Source organism: Corynebacterium sp. ACRPO, assembly GCF_022347205.1.
Taxonomy (GTDB): domain Bacteria; phylum Actinomycetota; class Actinomycetes; order Mycobacteriales; family Mycobacteriaceae; genus Corynebacterium.
The window spans coordinates 14,509-35,221 of the sequence record NZ_JAKRNE010000014.1; the positions used below are offsets into that span (position 1 = coordinate 14,509).

Below are 20,713 nucleotides of genomic sequence, written 5' to 3' on the forward strand. Positions count from 1 at the left end.
ACACCCGGTCGCAAAAGAAAAGACCTTGACGCCACGAAGCTTAGCCGGCTCGATGTGGCAATCAAGGTGATAACACTTGCGACCGTAACAGTGAAGCTCATTGCAGTGACGCTTCACGTGGGTCTTTAGGCCCGAGGGTCTCAACGAGTGGCCGCTCGTTGGGGCCCTTTTTATTGTGCAGCCGCAATTCAGGGATGAACTGTGCTGTCACTTTTAGGCTAATGCGCGCGCGAAGGTTTCGCAATACTCCCACACCGAGGCCGTAGCTACCTTTTCTCTACTGCGGGTAGAAATCTGCGTAGTCGTTCGCCCCACCTCTGTACGCCCGCGAGGCCCACCTTATGGCAGAACATATGTTATAGCGTATGTTCCGCCATATGCTAAAGCATATGTGTGCTAATTAATGGATCTACCTGCCCATTCGTTCAGATAGCTGGGCGGAAAACATTGAAACGTCCTGGGTTTGGTTCCGCTTCTTTTACGGCCCTGTGTTGATGGGCTCGGTGAGATAGTACTCGGTTTCTACTTCTTGTGGGGTGGCGTAGTCCAACGCCTCGTGAAGACGTTTGGTGTTCCACCAGTGCACCCACCGCAGGGTGGCTAGCTCGACTTCTCCTACTGATGTCCACGGGCCTTGAGGATGGATAAGTTCAGCCTTGTAGAGACCGTTAACTGTCTCGGCCAGCGCGTTGTCATAGGAATCTCCGACTGTGCCGACACTCGGCCGGATCTCGGCTTCGGCCAGTGCGGTGGAGTATTTCAGTGACACGTACTGACTTCCCCGGTCACTGTGGTGTATCAGCTGGTCGCCGTGGATTCGCCCTGCAGTCGTTAACGCATGTTCCAGTGCCTCCATCGGCAGCGCATCAGTGCGCATCGTAAATCGGGTGGCAACACCGACTATTTTGCGGCTGTAGACGTCAATGACAAACGCGGTGTAGGCGAATCCTGACAGGGTGCGAACATAGGTAATGTCGGCGACCCAAAGTCGCCCAGGTGCTGTGGCCCGGAAGTTTCGCTGCACAAGATCCGGACGATGATCCGGCACCTTAGGGCTGATCGTGGTCACCGGGGTGCGTCCACGTCGTCGACCAGACACACCTGCAAGTTTCATCAGACGTGCGGTCTTGTCGCGGCCGATATGAAAGCCCTCACGGTTCATGGCGTGCCACATCTTGCGGATGCCGTAGACCGAGAAGTTTTCCGCATGGACGCGCTGAATCTCTGGGATAAGCAGTCTATCGCTTAAGGCCCTCGCACTCGGGGCGCGGGTGGTGGCTTTACGGTAGCCGCGGGAGGTGATGAATCCACGGTCTGCTTGTTTCAGAACACGGCAGATGGCCTCGACCCCAAATTGTTCCTTGTACTCGTCGATGTAGGAGATCATCTGGTCGTGGGTCGGTCGAGTTCCGCCGCGAAAAAGCCGAGGCAGTCTTGAGGATTCCGTTGGCTCGTTTCAGCTCGCGGTTTTCCCGGCGTAGCCGTTTGAGCTCTTCTTCCATGGTTTCGCTACCTGTTGGTGCCGTCTGCTCATGGGCGACGCTGTCACGGTACCAGGCGCGTAACGTGTGGTGGGACACGCCAAGGAGCTCTCCGACTTCCTCGTACGCGCGTTGCCGTGAGCAGGACTCCGACGGACCATCTCTAGGACTTGATGGATCGCCTTCTCCTTGAATTCGGCGGAATACTTTCTGGGCATAGTGCCAATCCTTCCTTAGCAGAGGTAGGAACTAACCCCAGGACGCTTCAAATCCAACTGGTCCACAGCGAGGTCCCAATACCCGCTGGGTAGTTTGCCTCTAAAGGGCAGCGGAGCTTAGGACCCCAACCCCGCACCCTACGTGACGGCGGTAACTATAGTTCGTAGACATGACCGCACCACAAAATAAGACGCAGCACGAGTTGCTCCAAGAACGCGCGGCGGCGGTGGACCTGCGCGCCTATCACCTCCACCTCGATCTTTCGGAGGTACTCGATAGCCCCACCTACCGCGTGACTACCCGCCTCGAACTCAGCAGCAGCGAATCCGAGCTTTTTCTGGATTACCTGGGCGAATCCGTCGCGGAGGTCAAGGTCAATGGCACCCCGCAGGAGGTGGACTTTGATGGCAGCATCATCCGGCTGCACGGCCTGCCGGTAGGCGAGGAGCTCGCCATCGAAGTCACCGGCCACTCGCGCTATTCGCGCACCGGCCAGGGTCTGCATCGGATGCACGATCAGGCCGATGACGCGACCTACCTGTATTCACACCTCGAGCCTTCCGACGCCCGCCGCATCTTCCCCTGCCTGGAGCAGCCGGATCTCAAGGCCGTCTTCCACGTGCGCATGACCGCACCGAAGCAGTGGCAGATCCTTTCCAACCAACCGGAAGTCGAACGCAGCGAGGAGGGGGAGCTAGCCACCGTTACTTTTGCGCCGACCCCGCCGCTGTCGACGTACCTGACTTCTTTCGCCGCCGGCCCCTACCAGTACCAAGAGCGCACCTGGACCGCCCCGGATGGCAGCCACTCGGCACAGCTGCGCGCCTTTGCGCGTGCGTCCATGTTTGAGCACCTGGACGAGGAAATCCTAGAACTTACCGCCCAAGGCATGGACTTTTTCCACCAGAACTTTGGCTATCCCTATCCGTGGGGCAAGTACGATTCCATCTTTGTACCCGAATACAACCTGGGTGCCATGGAAAACCCCGGCCTGGTGACGTTTACGGAGAACTACATTTTCCGCTCCCGCGCTACCCGCGCGCAGCATGCCGGCCGTGCAAATACCATCCTGCACGAGATGTCTCATATGTGGTTCGGTGATCTGGTCACTCCGCAGTGGTGGGATGACCTGTGGCTCAAGGAGTCCTTCGCGGAATTTATGGGCGCGGATTCTTCCGTCCACGGCACCGACTACACCGAGGCCTGGGCAAACTTTGCCGGCGCCCGTAAAAATTGGGCCTACCTGCAGGATCAGCTGCCCACCACGCACCCCATCAAGGCGGAGATCCCGGACGTGGATGCCGCGCGCCAAAATTTCGACGGCATCACCTATGCCAAGGGCGCGGCGGTACTCAAACAGCTGGTGCACTACGTCGGTCGCGATAATTTCTACGCCGGTGCGCGCGACTACTTCCAGGAACACGCCTTTGCCGCCGCCACCTTTGATGACCTCCTGCAGGCGCTCAAGAAGCACACGGACCGCGATCTTGATGCCTGGTCCCAAGCCTGGTTGCGCACCTGGGGCCCGGATACCCTCACCCCGGAGTTGCACACCGAAGGCGAGAAGATTGCGGAGCTGGCCATCCTCGCAGAAGCCGAGGACGTCACCCGACCGCACCGCCTGACCGCTTCGCTTTTTGATGCGTCCCTGCACAAGTACCGCGAGTTCGACATCGATCTCCCGGCCGGTGATGACACCACCCGCACCATCATCGATGAGGCTGCCGGCCTTCCGGCCCCGGCATTGCTGCTGCTTAACGACGCCGACCATACCTACGCCAAGATCCGCTTCGACGAGACCTCCCTAGACACAGCGAGCGAGCGCTTGACCGAGATCGAGGATGAACTGACCCGCGCGGTAATCTGGACCGCCCTGTGGAACCTCACCCGCGATGGGGAAATGTCGGCGATTGACTATGTGGGGGTCGTCGTCAAGCACGAGGCCTACGAGACCAATACCACGCTGCTGGCTGCTGCCTGCGTCAATGCCAACTTTGCCATTGCGCATTATGTTGCAGACGCCGACCGCGAGCAGGTCCGCACCGACTATGCCGAGGCAATCTGGGGCCACCTAGATGAGGCCGAACCAGCCTCGGATGCGCAGCTTGTGCTCGCTCGCGCCGCCATCCGCGCCCTCGCCGCAACGCCGGAGGAATCCGGCACCGAGCGCCTTAAGGCCCTGCTTTCCGGTGACATTGCCGGCCTTCGCTTGGACCCCGAAATCCGCTGGTCGATCTTGCGCGCCCTCGCTGCCCGCGACGCCGTAACCGCGTCCGAGCTCGAAGAGGAAAAGCAGCGCGATAATACGCTGACCGGCGCTACCGAATTCCTCGGTGCCAGCCACGCCTTCCCCACGCCGGAGACCAAGCGCTCCGCGTTCGATAAGGCCCTCACGCCCGGCGCATATTCCAATGCCGAGGTCGACGCACTGGTCGCCGGTTTCAACGCCCCGCGCTCAGCTAGCCTGCAGGAGGCCTTTGCGGAGGAGTTCTTCTCCCGCGTGGAAGACATCTGGGCCGCGCACCCGATTGAGATTGCTAACCGCCTCATCCGCGGCTTCTACCCAGAGTTGCCGATGGCCGATGCCGCCACCACGCGCCTGCTGCACCGAGAGCTGCCAGGAGCGCTGCGCCGCGTACTGCTGGAATGCCGCGATAACCTGCGGCGCACCCTGCGCGTGCGGGCTGGTCAATAGACTGTACCGCCTAGCGCTCGCGCCCTAATTCCCCTCGGGTCACACTGTGTATAACAGTTGTTGATCCGGGGGGAATCTACATATGACGCTCAGTCATGACCGCAGTGACGAAGAACTAGTTGATGCATTTATTGAGGGGGACAATAAGGCCTTTTCCACCATCGTGGAACGCCACCGCACGCGGCTGACCACGGTGGCGCGGCGCTACACCAGAAACGATCACGACGCTCAAGATGTGGTCCAGGAAGCCTTCCTGCGCGCCAGCTGCAACCTGCACTCCTATCGCCGCGAGTCCGCGCTTTCGACCTGGCTGCACCGGCTGGTGAAAAATTCTGGCTATGACTACCTCAACCACCGCTCTAACAGGGAAAATGCTTCTTTAGATGCGGAGGACTTCGACGACGATCGCAACCCGCTGCTCGCGCATAACCCTTCCGAAAACCTAGCGGAGCAGCTAGTGGTACGAGAAGCCATGCAGCTGCTGCGGGAGGATCAGCGCGAGGCGCTGGTGCTTACCGACGTCGCCGGGTTCCGCGTCGGCGAAGTTGCCACCGCCCAAGGGGTAAAGCCCGGCACCATCAAATCCCGCCGCGCCCGAGCGAGGGAAGTCCTACGCGCCGCCATGGGGTGAGTTTGCTAATACCGACGTTTGTCAGCGCGGCGGGTAGACTCAGGGCGTTACGCGAAACCACACTCTGATTTAAGGGAGTTAGCAATGACCGTCCACGATGTTGCCATCGTAGGTTCCGGCCCTGCCGGTTACACCGCCGCGCTGTACGCGGCACGCGCCGAGCTCAACCCGATCGTCTTCGAGGGCTTCGAGTACGGCGGCGAGCTTATGAATACCACCGAGGTAGAAAACTACCCCGGCTTCCAAAAGGGCATCATGGGCCCAGAGCTCATGGAAGAAATGCGCGCCCAGGCCATCCGCTTTGGTGCGGATCTCCGCATGGAGGTCGTTGACTCCGTTGAACTGGAAGACGATATTAAAAAGCTGCACGTGGGTGACGAGCTCTTTGAGGCCCGCGCCGTCATCCTCGCCACCGGTGCCGCCCCGCGCCACCTCGGCGTACCAGGTGAGGAAGAACTTACCGGCCGCGGCGTTTCTACCTGCGCTACGTGCGATGGCTTCTTCTTCAAGGACCACAATATCGCTGTTATCGGCGGCGGCGACTCTGCCATGGAGGAGGCTACCTTCCTCACCAAGTTCGCGGACTCTGTCACCATTGTGAACCGCTCCGAGAACTTCCGCGCCTCCAAGATCATGCTGGAGCGCGCCCAGGCCAACGAAAAGATCAAGTGGGAGACCAATAAGGTCGTCGAAGAAGTTATTGAAGCCGATGGCAAGGTCGGCGGACTCAAGCTCAAGGACGTCACCAACGGCGAGACTTCCACCTTGGACGTCACTGCCATGTTCGTAGCAATTGGTCATGATCCGCGCTCTTCCTTCCTCAATGATCAGGTCAAGCTCAATGACAACGGCTATGTTGTAGTTGAACAACCCACCACCAAGACCTCCCTGCCAGGCGTTTTCGCCTGCGGTGACTTGGTGGATGACCACTACCAGCAAGCAATTACCGCGGCCGGCTCCGGTTGCCGTGCGGCAATTGATGCGGAACATTTCCTCGCAGAAAGCCGTTAATTCAGTATGAGCAACGTCAAGAAAGTAACCACCGATACGTTCCGTAAGGACGTCATCGAGTCCGATAAGCCCGTCGTCGTCGACTTCTGGGCCGAGTGGTGTGGCCCCTGCAAGAAGCTTTCCCCCATCCTGGAAGAGGTAGCGGAGGAGCTGGACGGCCAGGTCACCATCGCCAAGGTCAACGTCGATGAAGAGCGCAACCTAGGCGCCATGTTCCAGATCATGTCCATCCCAAATGTGCTGATTTTCAACCACGGCGAGAAGGTAGACGAATTTGTAGGTCTGCGTTCTAAAGATGACATCGTGGCGCAAGTGAAAAAGCAGCTTTAACTGTTAATCTAATTCCTATTAGATTAAGCGTGTAGAAATTCTGGAATGCGGCCCTAACTAAAGCGGGCTGTGAAAGGGGTATAAGGCGTGAATCGCGTTCTTCGAGTCGGCGATACAAGCGTGCGTGTAGCTGAGGCTCGCGCTACCTTGGCCCGTCTCGGCCTCTTGTCAGATTTCAAAGGGGAACTTTCTGCTTGGAAGAAGCAGAAGTACTCCGAGAGCGACAAGAGCTTTGATGCCAATTTGTCTGAGGTCCTCAAGGCCTTCCAGCAATCCCGCGGTATCGTGCCGACGGGCGAGATCGACGATCTCACCCTGCGCGAACTGCGCCAAGCCTCGTACACGCTCGGCAGCCGCGTCCTTAGCTACGAGCCTGCGAATGAGCTGGTAGGTGACGATATCTCGCAGCTCCAGCAACAACTGCAGGAGCTCGGCTTCTACCAGCAGCGGGTAGACGGCCACTTCGGTACTAATACCCACGCGGCGCTGAAGGAATATCAACACAACTGCGGCCTGCAAGAAGATGGTGTGTGCGGCCCCGCCACTATCCGCGCCCTTGGACTGCTCGGCCGCCGCATCACCGGCGGTTCCGCGCACAATATCCAAGAGCGTGAGCGCGTCCGCAACGCCGGCCCAAAGCTGGCGGGCAAGCGCGTTGTCATCGATCCCGCCTTGAGCGGCGGCGACGCCGGCCAGCTGGTCAAGGGTCGCTTCGGTGATATTTCCGAGCAGGAAATCCTGTGGGACCTCACCCAGCGCATCGAGGGACGCATGATTGCCGCGGGCATGGAGACCATCATCTCCCGTCCTCGGACCTCCGATGCGGACGTGAAATCCCGCGCCGAGCTGGCTAACGCCTTCGATGCGGACATGGTCATTTCCCTAGCCTGCGATTCTTACCCCAATGAGAAGGCCAATGGTGTTGCCACCTTCTACTTTGGTTCTGAGTTGGGCAATTCCTCGCTCATTGGTGAGACCCTTTCCGGTTTCATCCAGCGCGAGATTGTCGCGCGCACCGAGCTGCTGGACTGCGGCAACCACGGCCGCACTTGGGACCTGCTGCGCCTGACCCAGATGCCGGTCATCCAGATCGTACTGGGCTACCTGACCAACCCAGAGGACATAAAGATCCTCACCAATCCGTCCTGCCGCGATGACATTGCTGAGGCGATTGTGATTGCCGTAAAGCGCATGTACCTCATGGAGCAGGACACCGCCGTAACCGGCGCCTATAAGTTCTCCGAGCTGCTCCAGGCCGAACAGTCCTAGGCCTAGAATCTAGGCCAAAGCGCGGGCCAGGAGATCTTCGGCAGCTGCCGCACTGAGCATATCGTGCTCGGGCGGCAGCTCGAGCCGCAAGCGGGGGAGTACTGGGTGATCTGCGGCTACCTCAAAGCCGGCGGAGCGCAAAGTGTCATAAGACATCAGCCCAATATAGGCCGGTTTGTGGCCCAAGAAATCCGCCGCTGCCGCAGGATCGCCGTAATAGCCAAAGGCCTCCACGGCGGCGCTGCCGCGGTTGGTGAGGTGCATAATGGCGGCGTCGACAAGCACTGCTTCAATGCCACGCCCCATTAAATGTGCTTTGACGAAGAGCGAGGTAATGATCTCCGCATCGTCTGAAATGGGGGCGGTGGGAAGCTTGGCGGCGCCGGCCGCATCCTCGCGGGAGCAAAAGAGAATCGTGGCGTCCTCGCCCACGGTAAAGCCGCACTGACCAAAGGAGAGCAGGGTAGTAGCCAGCCACGCTTCCTTTTCAAAGGCGGGATCGACCACGGAGGCCTCCAGCTCACAAAAGGTGCTGCGCGCGGCCTGGCGGTGAATGCGCGCGCCCTCGCGTACCGGCTCGAGGATCATCGCCCCAGTTAGTGCTGGCCCTCAATGAGCGTCATGATGCGCTCGAAATCTTCTTGGTCACCAAACTCCACGACCATCTTGCCCTTGCGCTTGCCCATGGTCACGGTGACCTTGGTATCGAAGCGATCAGACAGGCGCTCAGCGGAATCGGTAAAGTACTGCGGCTGCGGTGCCGGCTGCTTCTTCTTGGATTCGGCCGGCTTACCATCGCGCTTGTAGAGGGTGACTGCCTCCTCGGTGGCGCGTACGGACAGGCCCTCCGCGATGATGCGGTTGGCAATGTATTCCATGGCCTCGGTGTCATCCAAGGACAATAGGGCACGCGCGTGGCCGGCAGATAAGGTACCAGCAGCTACGCGCTTTTGTACCTCTACCGGCAGCTTGAGCAGGCGCAGCATATTGGTCACCTGTGGGCGCGAACGGCCAATGCGGTCCGCCAGCTCGTTCTGGGTAACGCCGAACTCTTCCAGCAGCTGCTGGTAGGCATGTGCTTCTTCCAAGGGGTTGAGCTGTACGCGGTGGATGTTCTCCAGAAGGGCATCGCGCAGCAGGTTGTCATCCTTGGTATCGCGCACGATGGCCGGAATCGTGGCCAAGCCCGCCTTGGAGGAAGCGCGCCAGCGCCGCTCACCCATGATGAGCTCAAAGCCACCTTCCTCGGAAGGACGGACGACCACAGGCTGCAACAGGCCGAACTCGCGGATCGAGTGGACGAGCTCGCCCAGTTCATCCTCGTCGAAGACGGTGCGCGGCTGCTTTGGGTTAGGGATGATATCCCCAATAGAAATCTCGCGGTAGGTCGCACCGATAGCAGCCGGGGTGGCCTGGCGCTTCTTGGAGGACTTAGAGCCAGAACCCTGCTGAATGGTGGGAGCACCCTTTACGCGCTTGCCTTCACCACCCTTCCGGCCCGGCTGCGGGGTGGAATTACCCAAAATAATATCCGCGGCGGAATCGCCCAAGCGCGGCTTGCGGGTAGGAGCATCAGGACCAGACGGGATGAGTGCGGCTAGGCCCTTGCCAAGGCCACCTTGCTTCTGTTCTGCCATGAGTTCCTATCCTTCCAATTCCGCGTAAATCTCTGGGCTCACACCAATCGCCCCGGTGGTCGGGTGCGGGCGATAATCGCCACGCCGGTCAAGCTCGCGCGCGGCCGCAAGGTAGGCGCGGGCACCGGTGGACGAGGGAGCGTAATCAATAACCGTAGTACCGTACCCCGGTGCCTCGGAAACGCGCACGGAGCGCGGGATAACATTGGCCAGCACCACGGCGCCAAACTGTTCGCGGACGTTATCTGCCACATCCTCGGCCAAGCGCGTGCGGGCGTCATACATGGTCAGCAACACGGCGGAAATATGCAGATCCTCGTTGAGATGCTCGCGAATCATGGAGATATTGCCCAGCAGCTGGCCCACGCCCTCCAGGGCGTAATACTCGCATTGAATCGGGATGATGACCTCCTCAGCGCAGGTCATCGCGTTAATGGTGAGCAAACCCAGCGATGGCGGGCAATCAATGAAGACATATTCGAAGCCATGCTCTTCAAGGAAGCCATTATGCAGGGCGTCATAGAGCCGAAATTCGCGACGCACCAAGGAGACCATTTCAATCTCTGCGCCAGCCAGATCAATGGTGGCGGGGATGCAGAAGAGGTTCTCGTTGTGCGAGGAAGCCTGCATGGCCTTCTCGGCGGTGCAGTCCCCAAGGAGCACCTCATAGCTGGAATCGGTGCCGGAATTATGTTCCGCGCCCATGGCCGTGGAGGCGTTTCCCTGCGGGTCAAGATCGATCACCAGCACTTTTTTGCCCTCTGTGGCTAGCGCTGCGGCCAAGTTGGCGGCGGAGGTGGTTTTGCCTACGCCGCCTTTCTGGTTAGCAATGGTGATAAGGCGCGGATTAGTCATGCCGTCTACTTTAGTTCACGCGCGGGACACGAATGATCGTGGTTCCCTCGATGGTGCTGACCTCGGCCTTTCCACCGCCGGCCTTCTTAATGTCGGCGGCATCGCGTTCCAGTTCCTCGTGTACCGAAGAACCCTTCAGCGCGATCATCTCGCCACCCTTGCGCACGAGCGGCAGCGACCATTTCGCCAGCTTGCCCAGCGGTGCGACGGCGCGGGAGGTGACCACGTCTGCTCCCGCCACGGCCTTTTTAATCGGGCCTTCCTCGGCACGGCCGCGCAGCACCGTCACGTTGTCTAGGCCCAGCTCTTCTACGACCTCGTTGAGGTAGTTATAGCGCTTGAGCAGCGGCTCGATCAGGGTGATCTGCAGGTCCGGGCGCGCGATGGCCAGCGGAATGCCGGGCAGCCCGGCACCCGAGCCGACGTCGATAACCGTGGCGCCCTCCGGGATTGCCTGCTTGACGACGGCGCAGTTAATAATGTGCCTGTCCCACAGGCGTGGCACCTCGCGGGGGCCTATAAAACCACGAGTGGACCCGTCTGTAGCGAGCGAATCATGGTAAGCCTGCGCGAGGGGCAAGCGGGAGCCGAATACTACTGACGGGTCCATCTCGGACACGATGGGGTTCTCCTCCGTGTTTATTTGTTTTTGCGCTGTTTCTTGGTGCGGTTGTCCTTCTTGCGGGCACCCGGCTTAGGCGCGGAAGTGCGCTTGGCCTCTACCTTAGCGGCTTCCTCTTCTTCTTCCTCGCGGTCCATCTTGGCATAGACGATGCGGGTTTGGAAGAAGGTCCAGACCGTATTGGCCATCATGTAGAACAGCAAGCCAATCGGCCAGATGAAGCCGGAGAAGACCAGCATGGCCGGCATGACCCACAGCATCATCTTGGACATCATGGCCATTTGCTGCTGCATCATTTCCGCATTTTGCCCCTGCGGCGCTTGGGTCTTGCCAGCAGCACGGCGCTTTTCCTGGCGGTTTAGGCTCATGCGGGCGTTGAAGTGCGTCATAACCGCAATGACGGCGATCATCGGAACGATGATGACGGCTGCCTGGGTAGTGGTTACGCCCTCCACAATCGGCGAGTTCAAGCGCAGGTTGGTCACCAGCGGAACATCAAAGATCTTGGCATCCAAGAACTGCTGGACCAGGTCCGGCTTAAAGATGTAGTTCGCGGTGTTGGCGTTATCCTCAACGGACATAGGGTCACCACTGGGATGTCCAATGCCACCGGCTACCGCAACGGTGCGGTCGAAGGAGCGCAGCACGTGGAACAAACCAACGAACATTGGAATCTGCACGAAGACCGGCAGGCAGCCGGCCATCGGGCGAACGCCGGACTCCTTGTAGACCTTCTGCATTTCCTGCGCGGCCTTGGTTTGGTCATTGCCGTACTTCGCGCGGATTTCCTGCACCTTAGGCTGGATTTCCTGCATCTTGCGCGAGGAACGAATCTGGCTGATGGTCGGCTTGACCATTAGTGCCTTTAGCGTCCAGGTCAGCAGCACAATGGCCAGAATCCAGGTAATGCCCCAGGTAGGGTCCATTACGAGGGACAGCAGCCAGTGCCAGAACCACAAAACGGCCGAAATTGGCCAGTAAATGATATTAAGCACGAGTGTTTAATCCTCAATTGTTGTTGGTACCCGGGACCGGATCGAATCCGCCCGGATGCCAGGGGCCGCATTTGCAGACCCTGGCTATTGCCATCGCCGTACCCTTGATTGCGCCGTGTTGAGAAAGCGCCTCTAGGGCGTAAGCACTGCATGTCGGCTCGAACCGACAGGTCGATACCATCTTAAGGCCAGAGACATGTTTTTGGTAGAAACGAACCACTTTGACCATTGGTTTGGCCAATCCTCTGGCTGGGGGAATTTCCTCCCCGCGGGAATTTAGATATCCCATTGCTTGCGCAGTGCTTTGGCAAGATCTTTTTCTAATTGCTCACTGCTAACAGTGGCGCTGGCGGGCAAGGCACGGATAACAACGTCCACGCTGGCGGGCAGCTTGGGAATGAATGTCATACACACATGGCGAAGCCGCCGGGAGGTGCGGTGGCGAACCACTGCATTCCCGACGGCTTTAGAAACAATCAGCCCAAATCGCGGCCCGGTGGCGACGATATCGGCTGCCTTGTCCGTACCTGCGTTGTCGCGCGCATGCACGACGACCGTACGAGTGCCCGCCCGGCGACTGCCCTTCATCGTGCGCCGAAATTGCGTCGGCGACGTGAGCTTGTGCTGGGCTGGAAGCATAACTTATGCAGTCAGCTTTGCGCGGCCCTTCTTGCGACGAGCTGCAACAATGGCGCGACCTGCACGGGTGCTCATGCGGGTGCGGAAGCCGTGCTTACGAGCACGACGACGGTTGTTCGGCTGGAACGTGCGCTTACCCTTTGCCACGTTAATTCTCCTTGAAGTTGTGCGTAGGCACACCACCGCAGTGCAGCGGCACGCCCACTGATGAATAGATTCCATGAACCTGACGCATCACAGTCTCTCCGGTGCACGGCTAGCCGACGGGCCCAGCCGGTGCGAGGTGACGCTGTCACTTTCACGCGCAACTCTTTGTTGCAATAGACCATGCCAGATTACGTGATTTCTGTCGCTGGGAACAAATCGACACCCGGGTACACCCGAAATTACATAAATGTTTTTTCCTGCAGCTAGAGGGCCAGATTCTGCGCTCTTACTGCACCTAATCCATCACGCAGTAAGACCCACCCCAACCCACACCCGGGTGGTGAATTTTTCTCGCTAGACACACCCGCCGTTTCGGCGGTAGAACAGAAGAATCAAATTCCACAGCCCAACCGGTCATGTGGATAACTCTAAATCAACGCTTGAGACTTTTGCAGTTTCCGCAGCGTACGGCCATAAACTGGCCAATGAAGAGTTATCCACAGTCATGAACTAAGCTGTGAATAACTATTTCATCCACACCTGTGGATAACTCTGTGGAGATCGAGGTGACTCGATAAAAACCGATGTGAAAACCACGGTGGAATCCACAGTGAAAATTGTTATTCAATGTCCACCCGTCCCCGACTAAATTCCACAAAGGTAGCCTGTTGTGACTGACCCACAAGCGAACCTGCATGCCGTTTGGCGCGCGGTCGTTGATGACCTGCTCGCACAATCCGAGCAACCCAATTCCGAGGTCCCTAGTTTTTCGCACTCACAGCGCCTTTACCTCCAACTGGTTCGCCCCATCATGATGGTTGAGGGCTACACCCTCGTTGCCGCTGAGAACCTGGATGCCAAAAATGTGGTCGAAAATGAGTTGGGCGAGCACATTGCCAAGGCATTAACCCGCCATCTAGGCCGGCCGTGTTCCTTTGCGGTTACCCTTGCCACCCCGCAAGAGCCACAGCCGCCGGCCGCGGACCCTGCACCACAGCCAGCACCCCCTCAACAACAGCAACCGCCGCAGAACACGGAATCTACCCAGAACTACATTCCGCGCCCGCAGCAAACGGATGCCGCTGCACAGCAGGCCCCTTCCCAGAACAATTGGCAGTCGAGTCACGCCCCTGCAAGCCTAGATGAGCTGGCCCAGCACTATAACCAACAGCAGGCAGAATCCGCGGGAAATTTCTCCGGTGCTGCCACCAATTCTGCCCGCATCCCGCGCGAGGCCCCGGCGCACGATCCCAACCGTGAAACTTCCCTCAATCCAAAGCACACCTTCGATAGCTTCGTGATCGGTTCTTCGAATCGTTTTGCCAATGGTGCCGCCGTGGCTGTGGCCGAGAATCCCGCCCGTGCATACAACCCACTATTTATCTGGGGTGGCTCTGGTCTGGGTAAAACGCACCTTTTGCATGCCGCCGGCAATTACGCCCAGGTACTACATCCGGGTCTGCGCGTGAAGTATGTGTCTTCGGAAGAATTCACGAATGACTATATTAATTCCCTGCGCGATGACCGTCAGGAATCATTCAAGCGGCGCTACCGCAATCTCGACATTTTGATGGTCGATGACATCCAGTTCTTGGAAGGCAAAGAATCCACCCAGGAAGAGTTCTTCCATACTTTCAATGCGCTGCACCAAGCCAATAAGCAGATCATTTTGTCCTCGGACCGCCCACCGAAGCAACTAACCACGCTGGAAGATCGCCTCCGCACCCGCTTTGAAGGCGGTCTTATCACCGATATTCAGCCGCCAGATCTAGAAACGCGTATCGCGATTTTGATGAAGAAGGCGGCCAATGACGGCACCGAAGTGGATCGCTCCGTGCTTGAGCTCATTGCCTCTCGTTTTGAGTCATCTATTCGTGAGCTCGAGGGCGCACTGATTCGCGTTTCGGCCTATTCCTCCTTGGTGAATGAGCCAATCAACGTGGAGATGGCAGAAATCGCGCTGCGCGATTTGGCCCCAGATTCCGCCGATAGGCAAATCACCGCTACCTCGATCATGGAGGTCACGGCAGAATTCTTCGATATTGATGTAGAAACTCTGCGCGGCGCTGGCAAAAAGCGTGCGGTGGCGCATGCACGCCAGTTGGCTATGTATCTGTGCCGCGAACTTACCGAACTATCCCTTCCCAAGATCGGTGAACAGTTCGGCGGCAAGGACCACACCACCGTCATTTACGCGGATCGCAAGATCCGCAAAGAGATGACTGAAAAGCGCAATACCTACGACGAGATCCAGGCGCTTACCCAGCGCATCAAGAACCGCGGTCGCGCCTAGATCTCTCTACCACTGCCGCAGCGCCTTCCTTATATAAAGGAGGGCGCTTTTGTTTTTCCTCTGGCACTTCGCGGATTCTGCTCGCTCTACGTGAAGGTGGAACGAAACTACAAGATCCGAGATCCTTAGCCGAGTCACCGAAACCTGGAACAAAACCGTCCGCCTGCCGCCCACACACACTTGTAATTCCACAGAGGGCCCGGAAGGTCCGCTGAAAGTAGTGGATTAGCTGGGAAAAGAGTTATCCACAGCGTTATTCACACTTGTGTAATTTCATCTTTGTAATTCGTAGATCTTACTCACAGTTTTAAATTCCACAGGCCCTACGCTGGGAGAACCGCCCTGTGATCAGCGCTGTGTGTAGATCGGTGATCAAATGACAAAACCTGTGGATAAAACGGCGATCCCACTAGTTGTCCACAATTCGCCCCGATTGATCACAGCAAGATCACAAGAATTGGCACACCCCGGATCTGTGTCCTGAACTTGTCGTTTACCTAGTTACCCACAGATCCCACAGCGCTTATTACTACTACTAAATTATTTCTCTGATCTGTATAGAAGAAAGAGGGTGTGTGGAATTCGGCCCGGCCTGCTTTCGGCCAGGCTCGCATCGGGCAGGCAAAGATGGAATTACACGTTGTGGCGCACCGCGCCCGATGCGGTAAGTTGGAAGCCAGTCTTTTGTAAGTAACAAATTTCCTACTTGCCCCAGAGGAGCAATTCGCACCATGGATGAAGCCGTGTCATTTCGCGTGGCCAAAGATGACCTTGCCAACGCCGTAGCGTGGGTTGCTCGTAGCCTGCCGTCTAAGGTCACCCAGCCTGTGCTCCGCGCGATGCTGATCACCGCGGATGACAATGGTCTTGAGTTCACTGGCTTCGATTACGAGGTGTCCACCCGCGTTCGCATCGCCGGCATGGTGGATGAACCCGGACAGATCGCGGTAGCCGGCAAGCTCCTATCTGACATCGTCGCTTCCCTACCGAACAAGGAAGTGGAGATCTCCCAGGTAGATTCCAAGGCACTGGTTACTTGTGGTTCTTCCCGCTTTGAGCTGCCACTGATCCCCCTGGATGATTACCCGCAGCTTCCGGTCCTGCCGGAGGTTACCGGCACCATCCAGCCGCAGCTATTCGTCGAGGCCATCCACCAGGTCGCCGCCGCGGCCGGCAAGGATGACACCCTGCCCATGCTCACCGGTGTGCACATGGATATCCGTGGCAAGGACATTGAGATGACGGCAACGGACCGCTTCCGCCTGGCCATGCGCACCTTGGAATGGGAACCGAAGTCGCCGGATGTAGAAGCGAAACTCTTGGTGCCGGCGAAGACCCTGCAGGAAACCGGTCGTTCCTTGGATCCGCACCTGAATATCCCAGTGGAAATCGCTGTGGGCACCGATGACAATATTGGTGCAGATGGCCTCTTTGGCCTGCACGCGGATAATCGCGAGACCACCACGCGCATGCTGGATGCGGACTTCCCTAATGTGCAGCCGCTGCTGCCGAAGAACCACACCAATATTGCCTCCATTGAGGTCGCTCCGCTTCAAGAAGCAATTCGCCGCGTGTCTTTGCTGACGGATCGCAACGCGCAAATTCGGATGGAATTCGCCGATGGCCAGGTGACCCTTTCCGCCGGTGCGGATGCCGGTAACGCCACCGAGACCCTGCCGTGTGCATTCCATGGCCGCGATGAATTCCTCATCGCCTTCAATCCGGGCTACCTCAAGGATGGCTTGGGGGTCATCAATACCGACCGCGTGGTCTTCGGCTTTACCGAGCCTTCGCGCCCAGCCATCATGATCCCAGAACCGGAAGAGCTGCCTGAGGCCGATGAAGATGGCAACTTCCCCACACCGGAGACCAACTTCACCTACCTGCTCATGCCGGTTCGCCTGCCGGGCTAATGTACGTCAGGGATCTCGATGTTCGGGATTTTCGCTCGTGGCCCGAACTTAATGTGCAGCTAGGGCCGGGGATCACCCTTTTTGTCGGTCGCAATGGCTTTGGCAAGACCAATATCGTTGAGGCCATTGGCTATACCGCCCACCTTTCCTCCCACCGCGTTTCCCACGATGCACCACTGGTGCGCCAGGGCGCGGATAGCGCGCGGGTATCCATTACCGCGGTGAACCAAGGCCGCGAGCTTACTACCCATTTGCTGATTAAGCCCCACGCGGCCAACCAGGCGCAGATTAATCGCACCCGCCTGCGCAGCCCCCGTGAGCTGCTGGGCGTGGTAAAAACTGTGCTCTTCTCCCCGGAGGACTTGGCCTTGGTGCGCGGGGAGCCGGCTGGGCGCCGCGCCTACCTCGATAGCATCATTGCCTCGCGGACTCCGCGCTTAGCGGGTGTGAAGGCCGACTACGACAAGGTGCTCAAGCAACGCAATGCCCTGCTGAAATCGGCCTCCGCCAGCCTGCGCCGCGGCTATTCCGATAGCGATGGCGCCGCTGCGTTGGCCACCTTGGATACCTGGGATGCGCAGCTTGCCCGGCTTGGCGCCCAGGTGATCGCCGCACGCCTCGCGCTTGTCGACGCCCTCTTGGACCACATCCCCGCCGCCTATTCCGGCCTGGCGCCAGAATCGCGACCGGCGCACGTGGAGTATAAGTCCACGATCGATACCTCCGATCGCGAGGTACTAGAGGCCGTGCTGCTCACCGAGTTGGCCGCCGCCCGGCAGCGCGAGATCGAACGCGGCATTTCCCTGGTGGGCCCTCACCGCGATGATCTGGTGCTCAACCTGGGCGATCAGCCGGCCAAGGGCTTTGCCAGCCACGGTGAGACGTGGTCCTATGCCATCGCGCTGCGCCTGGCGGAATTCAACCTCCTGCGCCAGGAGGGAGGATCGGATCCGGTGCTTATCTTGGACGATGTCTTTGCCGAGCTCGACGCTAAGCGCCGCAAGCAGCTAGTCCACTTGGCCGCCGAGGCCGAACAGGTGCTCATCACCGCGGCCGTGGACGAGGATTTGCCCGGAAATTTGGAACCCATCGTGCGCTACCGCGTGAGCGTAGAAGATACCGAGACCGGTCGCATCTCCAAGCTCAGCGCCGAGGAAGGTGAAGGGAATGAGTGAGGATCAAGGGGGCGTCGGCAAGCAGCGCATCGATCCCGTCACCCAGTACTTCAAGCTGGTTCGGTCCACCTCCAAAAACCCGCCGAAGCTGACCCGTCCGGTGCCGAAGATGCCGGTGCCTTCGCTGGAGAAAGCGCAAAAGAAGGGGTATATGGGCTATCAACGGGGCATACCCACTGGCCCGGATGGCAGGAAAAGGCGGCGCACCCTGGCCGTGCCGAGCCTGGGATCCCAAATTAACCGCGAGGTGGTCAACCGTGGGTGGGAGCATGACCTGGCCAATGGTTGGGTGATGGGCAATTGGGAGCATCTGGTGGGCGAGCGCATTGCCGCGCATACGCAGCCGCAGCGGATTAAGGACAAGATTGTCTACGTATCCTGCGATAACTCCACGTGGGCAACGGAGCTGCGCTACCTGCAACGGCAAATCCTGCGGAAAATTTCTGATCGCCTAGGCCCCGATGTCATTGTGGAACTGCGGATTCACGGTCCGAAGCAAAGGCGTAATTATGAGGGGCGGCAGTGGGTCAAACCGCAAGGATCACAAGATACCTACGGCTAATAGGCTGAGGTTTACTCAGACCTGCACAATGTAAATAACCTCAGAGCGCGCCAGATTCCTATCTCTCACGGGTGTGGGGTGTCTTTCAGTAGGGGGTATCCGTGTAGAATAGTCAAGGTCTTAGAATTAGCTATAGCCAAAAGGAGAGCACGAATCCGTGGCTGAAGAACACGCATATGATGCCGGGTCAATTACGATCCTGGAGGGCCTCGAGGCTGTCCGTAAGCGCCCCGGCATGTACATTGGTTCGACCGGTTCGCGCGGCCTGCACCACCTCATTTGGGAGATTGTTGATAACTCCGTCGATGAGGCCATGGCCGGCTACGCCGATAAGGTTACCGTCAAGCTGCTGGAAGATGGCGGCGTAGAGGTCATCGATAATGGCCGTGGCATTCCGGTAGAAATGCACGCCTCTGGTGCACCTACCGTCCAGGTGGTCATGACCCAGCTGCACGCCGGCGGTAAGTTCGACTCCGACTCCTACGCCGTTTCCGGCGGCCTGCATGGTGTCGGTATTTCCGTGGTCAACGCGCTTTCTACCCGCGTGGAGGCGGAGATTAAGCGCGACGGCAAGCACTGGTACCAAAACTTCCAGAACGCCATCCCGGATGATCTGGTTGAGGGCGGCAATGCCCGCGGCACGGGTACCAAGATCCGTTTCTGGGCGGACCCGGAAGTTTTTGAAACTACCGAGTACGATTACGACACCATTTCGCGCCGCCTGCAGGAAATGGCCTTCCTGAATAAGGGCCTGAGCATTGAGCTCATTGACGAGCGCGTCACCGAAGAGCAGATCGAGCTGGAAGAGATCGCTGATGCAGAATCCGGTGAGACCAGCGCGGATGAGACTTCTTTCGATGATGCCCCGGACGCCGGCGATACCTTCAACGAAGAATCCGGCGAGGCGAAGGACGCTGCGGCAGATAAGAAGCGCCGCAAGAAGGTAACCTTCCACTACCCGGAAGGCTTGACCGACTACGTCAAGTACCTCAATAAGTCCAAGACCGCGATCCACCCGACCATCGTTTCCTTCGATGCGAAGGGCGAGGATCACGAGGTCGAGGTAGCGCTGCAGTGGAATCAGGGCTATAAGCAGTCCGTTCACACCTTTGCTAATACCATCAACACCCACGAGGGCGGCACGCACGAAGAGGGCTTCCGTGCGGCCCTGACTTCTCTGATGAACCGCTACGCCAAGGAGCATAAGCTCCTCAAGGAAAAGGACGGCAACCTTTCCGGCGATGACTGCCGCGAAGGCTTGGCGGCCGTCATTTCCGTCAAGGTGGGCGACCCGCAGTTCGAGGGCCAGACTAAGACCAAGCTGGGCAATTCCGAGATCAAGGGTTTTGTCCAGCGCGCGGTCAACGAGCACGTCAATGACTGGTTCGATGCCAACCCGGCAGAGGCCAAGGCCATTATCAATAAGGCTGTTTCCTCCGCGCATGCTCGCATGGCTGCCCGCAAGGCTCGCGAGATGGTGCGCCGCAAGTCCGCCACCGACCTCGGCGGCCTGCCAGGCAAGCTTGCAGATTGTCGCTCGAAGGATCCGAAGATTTCTGAGCTCTACATCGTGGAGGGTGACTCCGCAGGTGGCTCCGCTAAGGGTGGCCGCGATTCCATGTTCCAGGCCATCTTGCCGCTGCGCGGCAAGATCCTGAACGTGGAGAAGGCCCGCATGGATAAGGTCCTCAAGAATGCCGAGGTCCAGGCGATTATTACCGCGCTGGGTACCGGCATCCACGAGGAATTTGATATCAAGAAGCTGCGCTACGACAAGATCGTGCTCATGGCCGATGCCGACGTTGACGGTCAGCACATCGCTACGCTGCTTCTGACCTTGCTCTTCCGCTTCATGCCGCAGCTGGTTGAGGATGGCCACGTGTTCTTGGCTAACCCGCCGCTGTACAAGCTCAAGTGGTCTAAGGGTACTCCGGGCTATGCTTTTTCCGACGCCGAGCGCGATAAGCTGCTGGCCGAGGGCTTGGAGCAAAACCGCAAGATCAACAAGGATGACGGCATCCAGCGCTACAAGGGTCTGGGCGAGATGAACGCCGCCGAGCTGTGGGAGACCACGCTTGACCCGAGCACCCGCATCCTGCGCCGCGTGGATCTGGAAGACGCGCAGCGCGCCGATGAGCTCTTCTCCATCCTCATGGGTGATGACGTCTCGGCTCGCCGCTCCTTCATTACCCGCCGCGCGAAGGACGTCCGCTTCCTGGATATCTAATAGCGCAGCACA

18 protein-coding genes and 1 pseudogene are annotated in these 20,713 nt (G+C 58.6%); 10 read left to right on the forward strand and 9 right to left on the reverse strand.

Annotated elements, in window-relative coordinates; all coding sequences use genetic code 11:
• Window positions 1-478: 478 nt before the first annotated feature.
• Window positions 479-1,699 (reverse strand): annotated as a pseudogene (locus tag MHY22_RS09215) (IS3 family transposase).
• A gap of 170 nt (window positions 1,700-1,869) precedes the next feature.
• On the opposite strand from MHY22_RS09215, the gene pepN reads away from it, so the two are divergent.
• The 5 genes from pepN (at window position 1,870) to MHY22_RS09240 (ending at window position 7,636) form a co-directional block, all read left to right on the forward strand.
• On the forward strand, window positions 1,870-4,395 hold the full coding sequence (gene pepN, locus MHY22_RS09220) for an aminopeptidase N (protein ID WP_239279036.1): 2,526 nt from the start codon (window positions 1,870-1,872) through the stop codon (window positions 4,393-4,395).
• 82 nt (window positions 4,396-4,477) lie between these two features.
• Window positions 4,478-5,026, forward strand: coding sequence for an RNA polymerase sigma factor (locus MHY22_RS09225; RefSeq protein WP_005326023.1), 549 nt, complete (start codon window positions 4,478-4,480; stop codon window positions 5,024-5,026).
• An 84-nt stretch (window positions 5,027-5,110) separates the two neighbouring features.
• Window positions 5,111-6,037 carry a thioredoxin-disulfide reductase gene (trxB, locus tag MHY22_RS09230; protein WP_239279037.1) on the forward strand — a complete coding sequence of 309 codons (927 nt, stop codon included), beginning with the start codon at window positions 5,111-5,113 and terminating at the stop codon, window positions 6,035-6,037.
• 6 nt (window positions 6,038-6,043) lie between these two features.
• Entirely contained in the window at window positions 6,044-6,367 is a 324-nt protein-coding gene (trxA, locus tag MHY22_RS09235; RefSeq protein ID WP_049359078.1) for a thioredoxin, read from the forward strand.
• 87 nt (window positions 6,368-6,454) lie between these two features.
• A complete protein-coding gene (locus MHY22_RS09240) occupies window positions 6,455-7,636 on the forward strand; it encodes an N-acetylmuramoyl-L-alanine amidase (RefSeq protein ID WP_239279038.1) in 1,182 nt (393 codons plus the stop codon).
• Window positions 7,637-7,645: 9 nt separating this feature from the next.
• On the opposite strand, the gene MHY22_RS09245 is transcribed toward MHY22_RS09240, so the two are convergent.
• From MHY22_RS09245 to rpmH, 8 genes are read right to left on the reverse strand one after another with little or no spacing between them, the layout of a single operon-like run.
• Window positions 7,646-8,224, reverse strand: coding sequence for a hypothetical protein (locus MHY22_RS09245; protein WP_239279039.1), 579 nt, complete (start codon window positions 8,222-8,224; stop codon window positions 7,646-7,648).
• 8 nt (window positions 8,225-8,232) lie between these two features.
• A complete protein-coding gene (locus MHY22_RS09250; protein WP_239279040.1) occupies window positions 8,233-9,273 on the reverse strand; it encodes a ParB/RepB/Spo0J family partition protein in 1,041 nt (346 codons plus the stop codon).
• 6 nt (window positions 9,274-9,279) lie between these two features.
• Window positions 9,280-10,128 (reverse strand): ParA family protein, encoded by an 849-nt coding sequence (locus tag MHY22_RS09255; protein ID WP_049359071.1) that lies wholly within the window; start codon window positions 10,126-10,128, stop codon window positions 9,280-9,282.
• A gap of 10 nt (window positions 10,129-10,138) precedes the next feature.
• Window positions 10,139-10,738, reverse strand: coding sequence for a 16S rRNA (guanine(527)-N(7))-methyltransferase RsmG (rsmG, locus tag MHY22_RS09260; RefSeq protein WP_040425466.1), 600 nt, complete (start codon window positions 10,736-10,738; stop codon window positions 10,139-10,141).
• Window positions 10,739-10,767: 29 nt separating this feature from the next.
• Window positions 10,768-11,745, reverse strand: coding sequence for a membrane protein insertase YidC (gene yidC / locus MHY22_RS09265; RefSeq protein WP_239279041.1), 978 nt, complete (start codon window positions 11,743-11,745; stop codon window positions 10,768-10,770).
• A gap of 13 nt (window positions 11,746-11,758) precedes the next feature.
• Window positions 11,759-11,974 carry a membrane protein insertion efficiency factor YidD gene (gene yidD / locus MHY22_RS09270; RefSeq protein WP_005326014.1) on the reverse strand — a complete coding sequence of 72 codons (216 nt, stop codon included), beginning with the start codon at window positions 11,972-11,974 and terminating at the stop codon, window positions 11,759-11,761.
• Between the two features lie 47 nt (window positions 11,975-12,021).
• A complete protein-coding gene (gene rnpA / locus MHY22_RS09275) occupies window positions 12,022-12,384 on the reverse strand; it encodes a ribonuclease P protein component (protein WP_239279042.1) in 363 nt (120 codons plus the stop codon).
• A 3-nt stretch (window positions 12,385-12,387) separates the two neighbouring features.
• Window positions 12,388-12,531 carry a 50S ribosomal protein L34 gene (rpmH, locus tag MHY22_RS09280; protein WP_003847033.1) on the reverse strand — a complete coding sequence of 48 codons (144 nt, stop codon included), beginning with the start codon at window positions 12,529-12,531 and terminating at the stop codon, window positions 12,388-12,390.
• 670 nt (window positions 12,532-13,201) lie between these two features.
• On the opposite strand from rpmH, the gene dnaA reads away from it, so the two are divergent.
• The 5 genes from dnaA to gyrB all read left to right on the forward strand — a co-directional run bounded on the left by dnaA (window position 13,202) and on the right by gyrB (window position 20,701).
• Window positions 13,202-14,824, forward strand: coding sequence for a chromosomal replication initiator protein DnaA (gene dnaA, locus MHY22_RS09285; protein ID WP_239279043.1), 1,623 nt, complete (start codon window positions 13,202-13,204; stop codon window positions 14,822-14,824).
• A 731-nt stretch (window positions 14,825-15,555) separates the two neighbouring features.
• Window positions 15,556-16,737, forward strand: coding sequence for a DNA polymerase III subunit beta (gene dnaN / locus MHY22_RS09290; RefSeq protein WP_005325994.1), 1,182 nt, complete (start codon window positions 15,556-15,558; stop codon window positions 16,735-16,737).
• Complete coding sequence (gene recF, locus MHY22_RS09295) at window positions 16,737-17,912, forward strand: DNA replication/repair protein RecF (RefSeq protein WP_239279045.1); 1,176 nt, start codon at window positions 16,737-16,739, stop codon at window positions 17,910-17,912. The genes dnaN and recF overlap by 1 nt, the downstream gene beginning before the upstream one ends.
• Window positions 17,905-18,474 (forward strand): DciA family protein, encoded by a 570-nt coding sequence (locus MHY22_RS09300; RefSeq protein ID WP_239279046.1) that lies wholly within the window; start codon window positions 17,905-17,907, stop codon window positions 18,472-18,474. The genes recF and MHY22_RS09300 overlap by 8 nt, the downstream gene beginning before the upstream one ends.
• Window positions 18,475-18,631: 157 nt before the next feature.
• Complete coding sequence (gene gyrB, locus MHY22_RS09305; RefSeq protein ID WP_239279047.1) at window positions 18,632-20,701, forward strand: DNA topoisomerase (ATP-hydrolyzing) subunit B; 2,070 nt, start codon at window positions 18,632-18,634, stop codon at window positions 20,699-20,701.
• The last annotated feature ends 12 nt before the right edge of the window (window positions 20,702-20,713 follow it).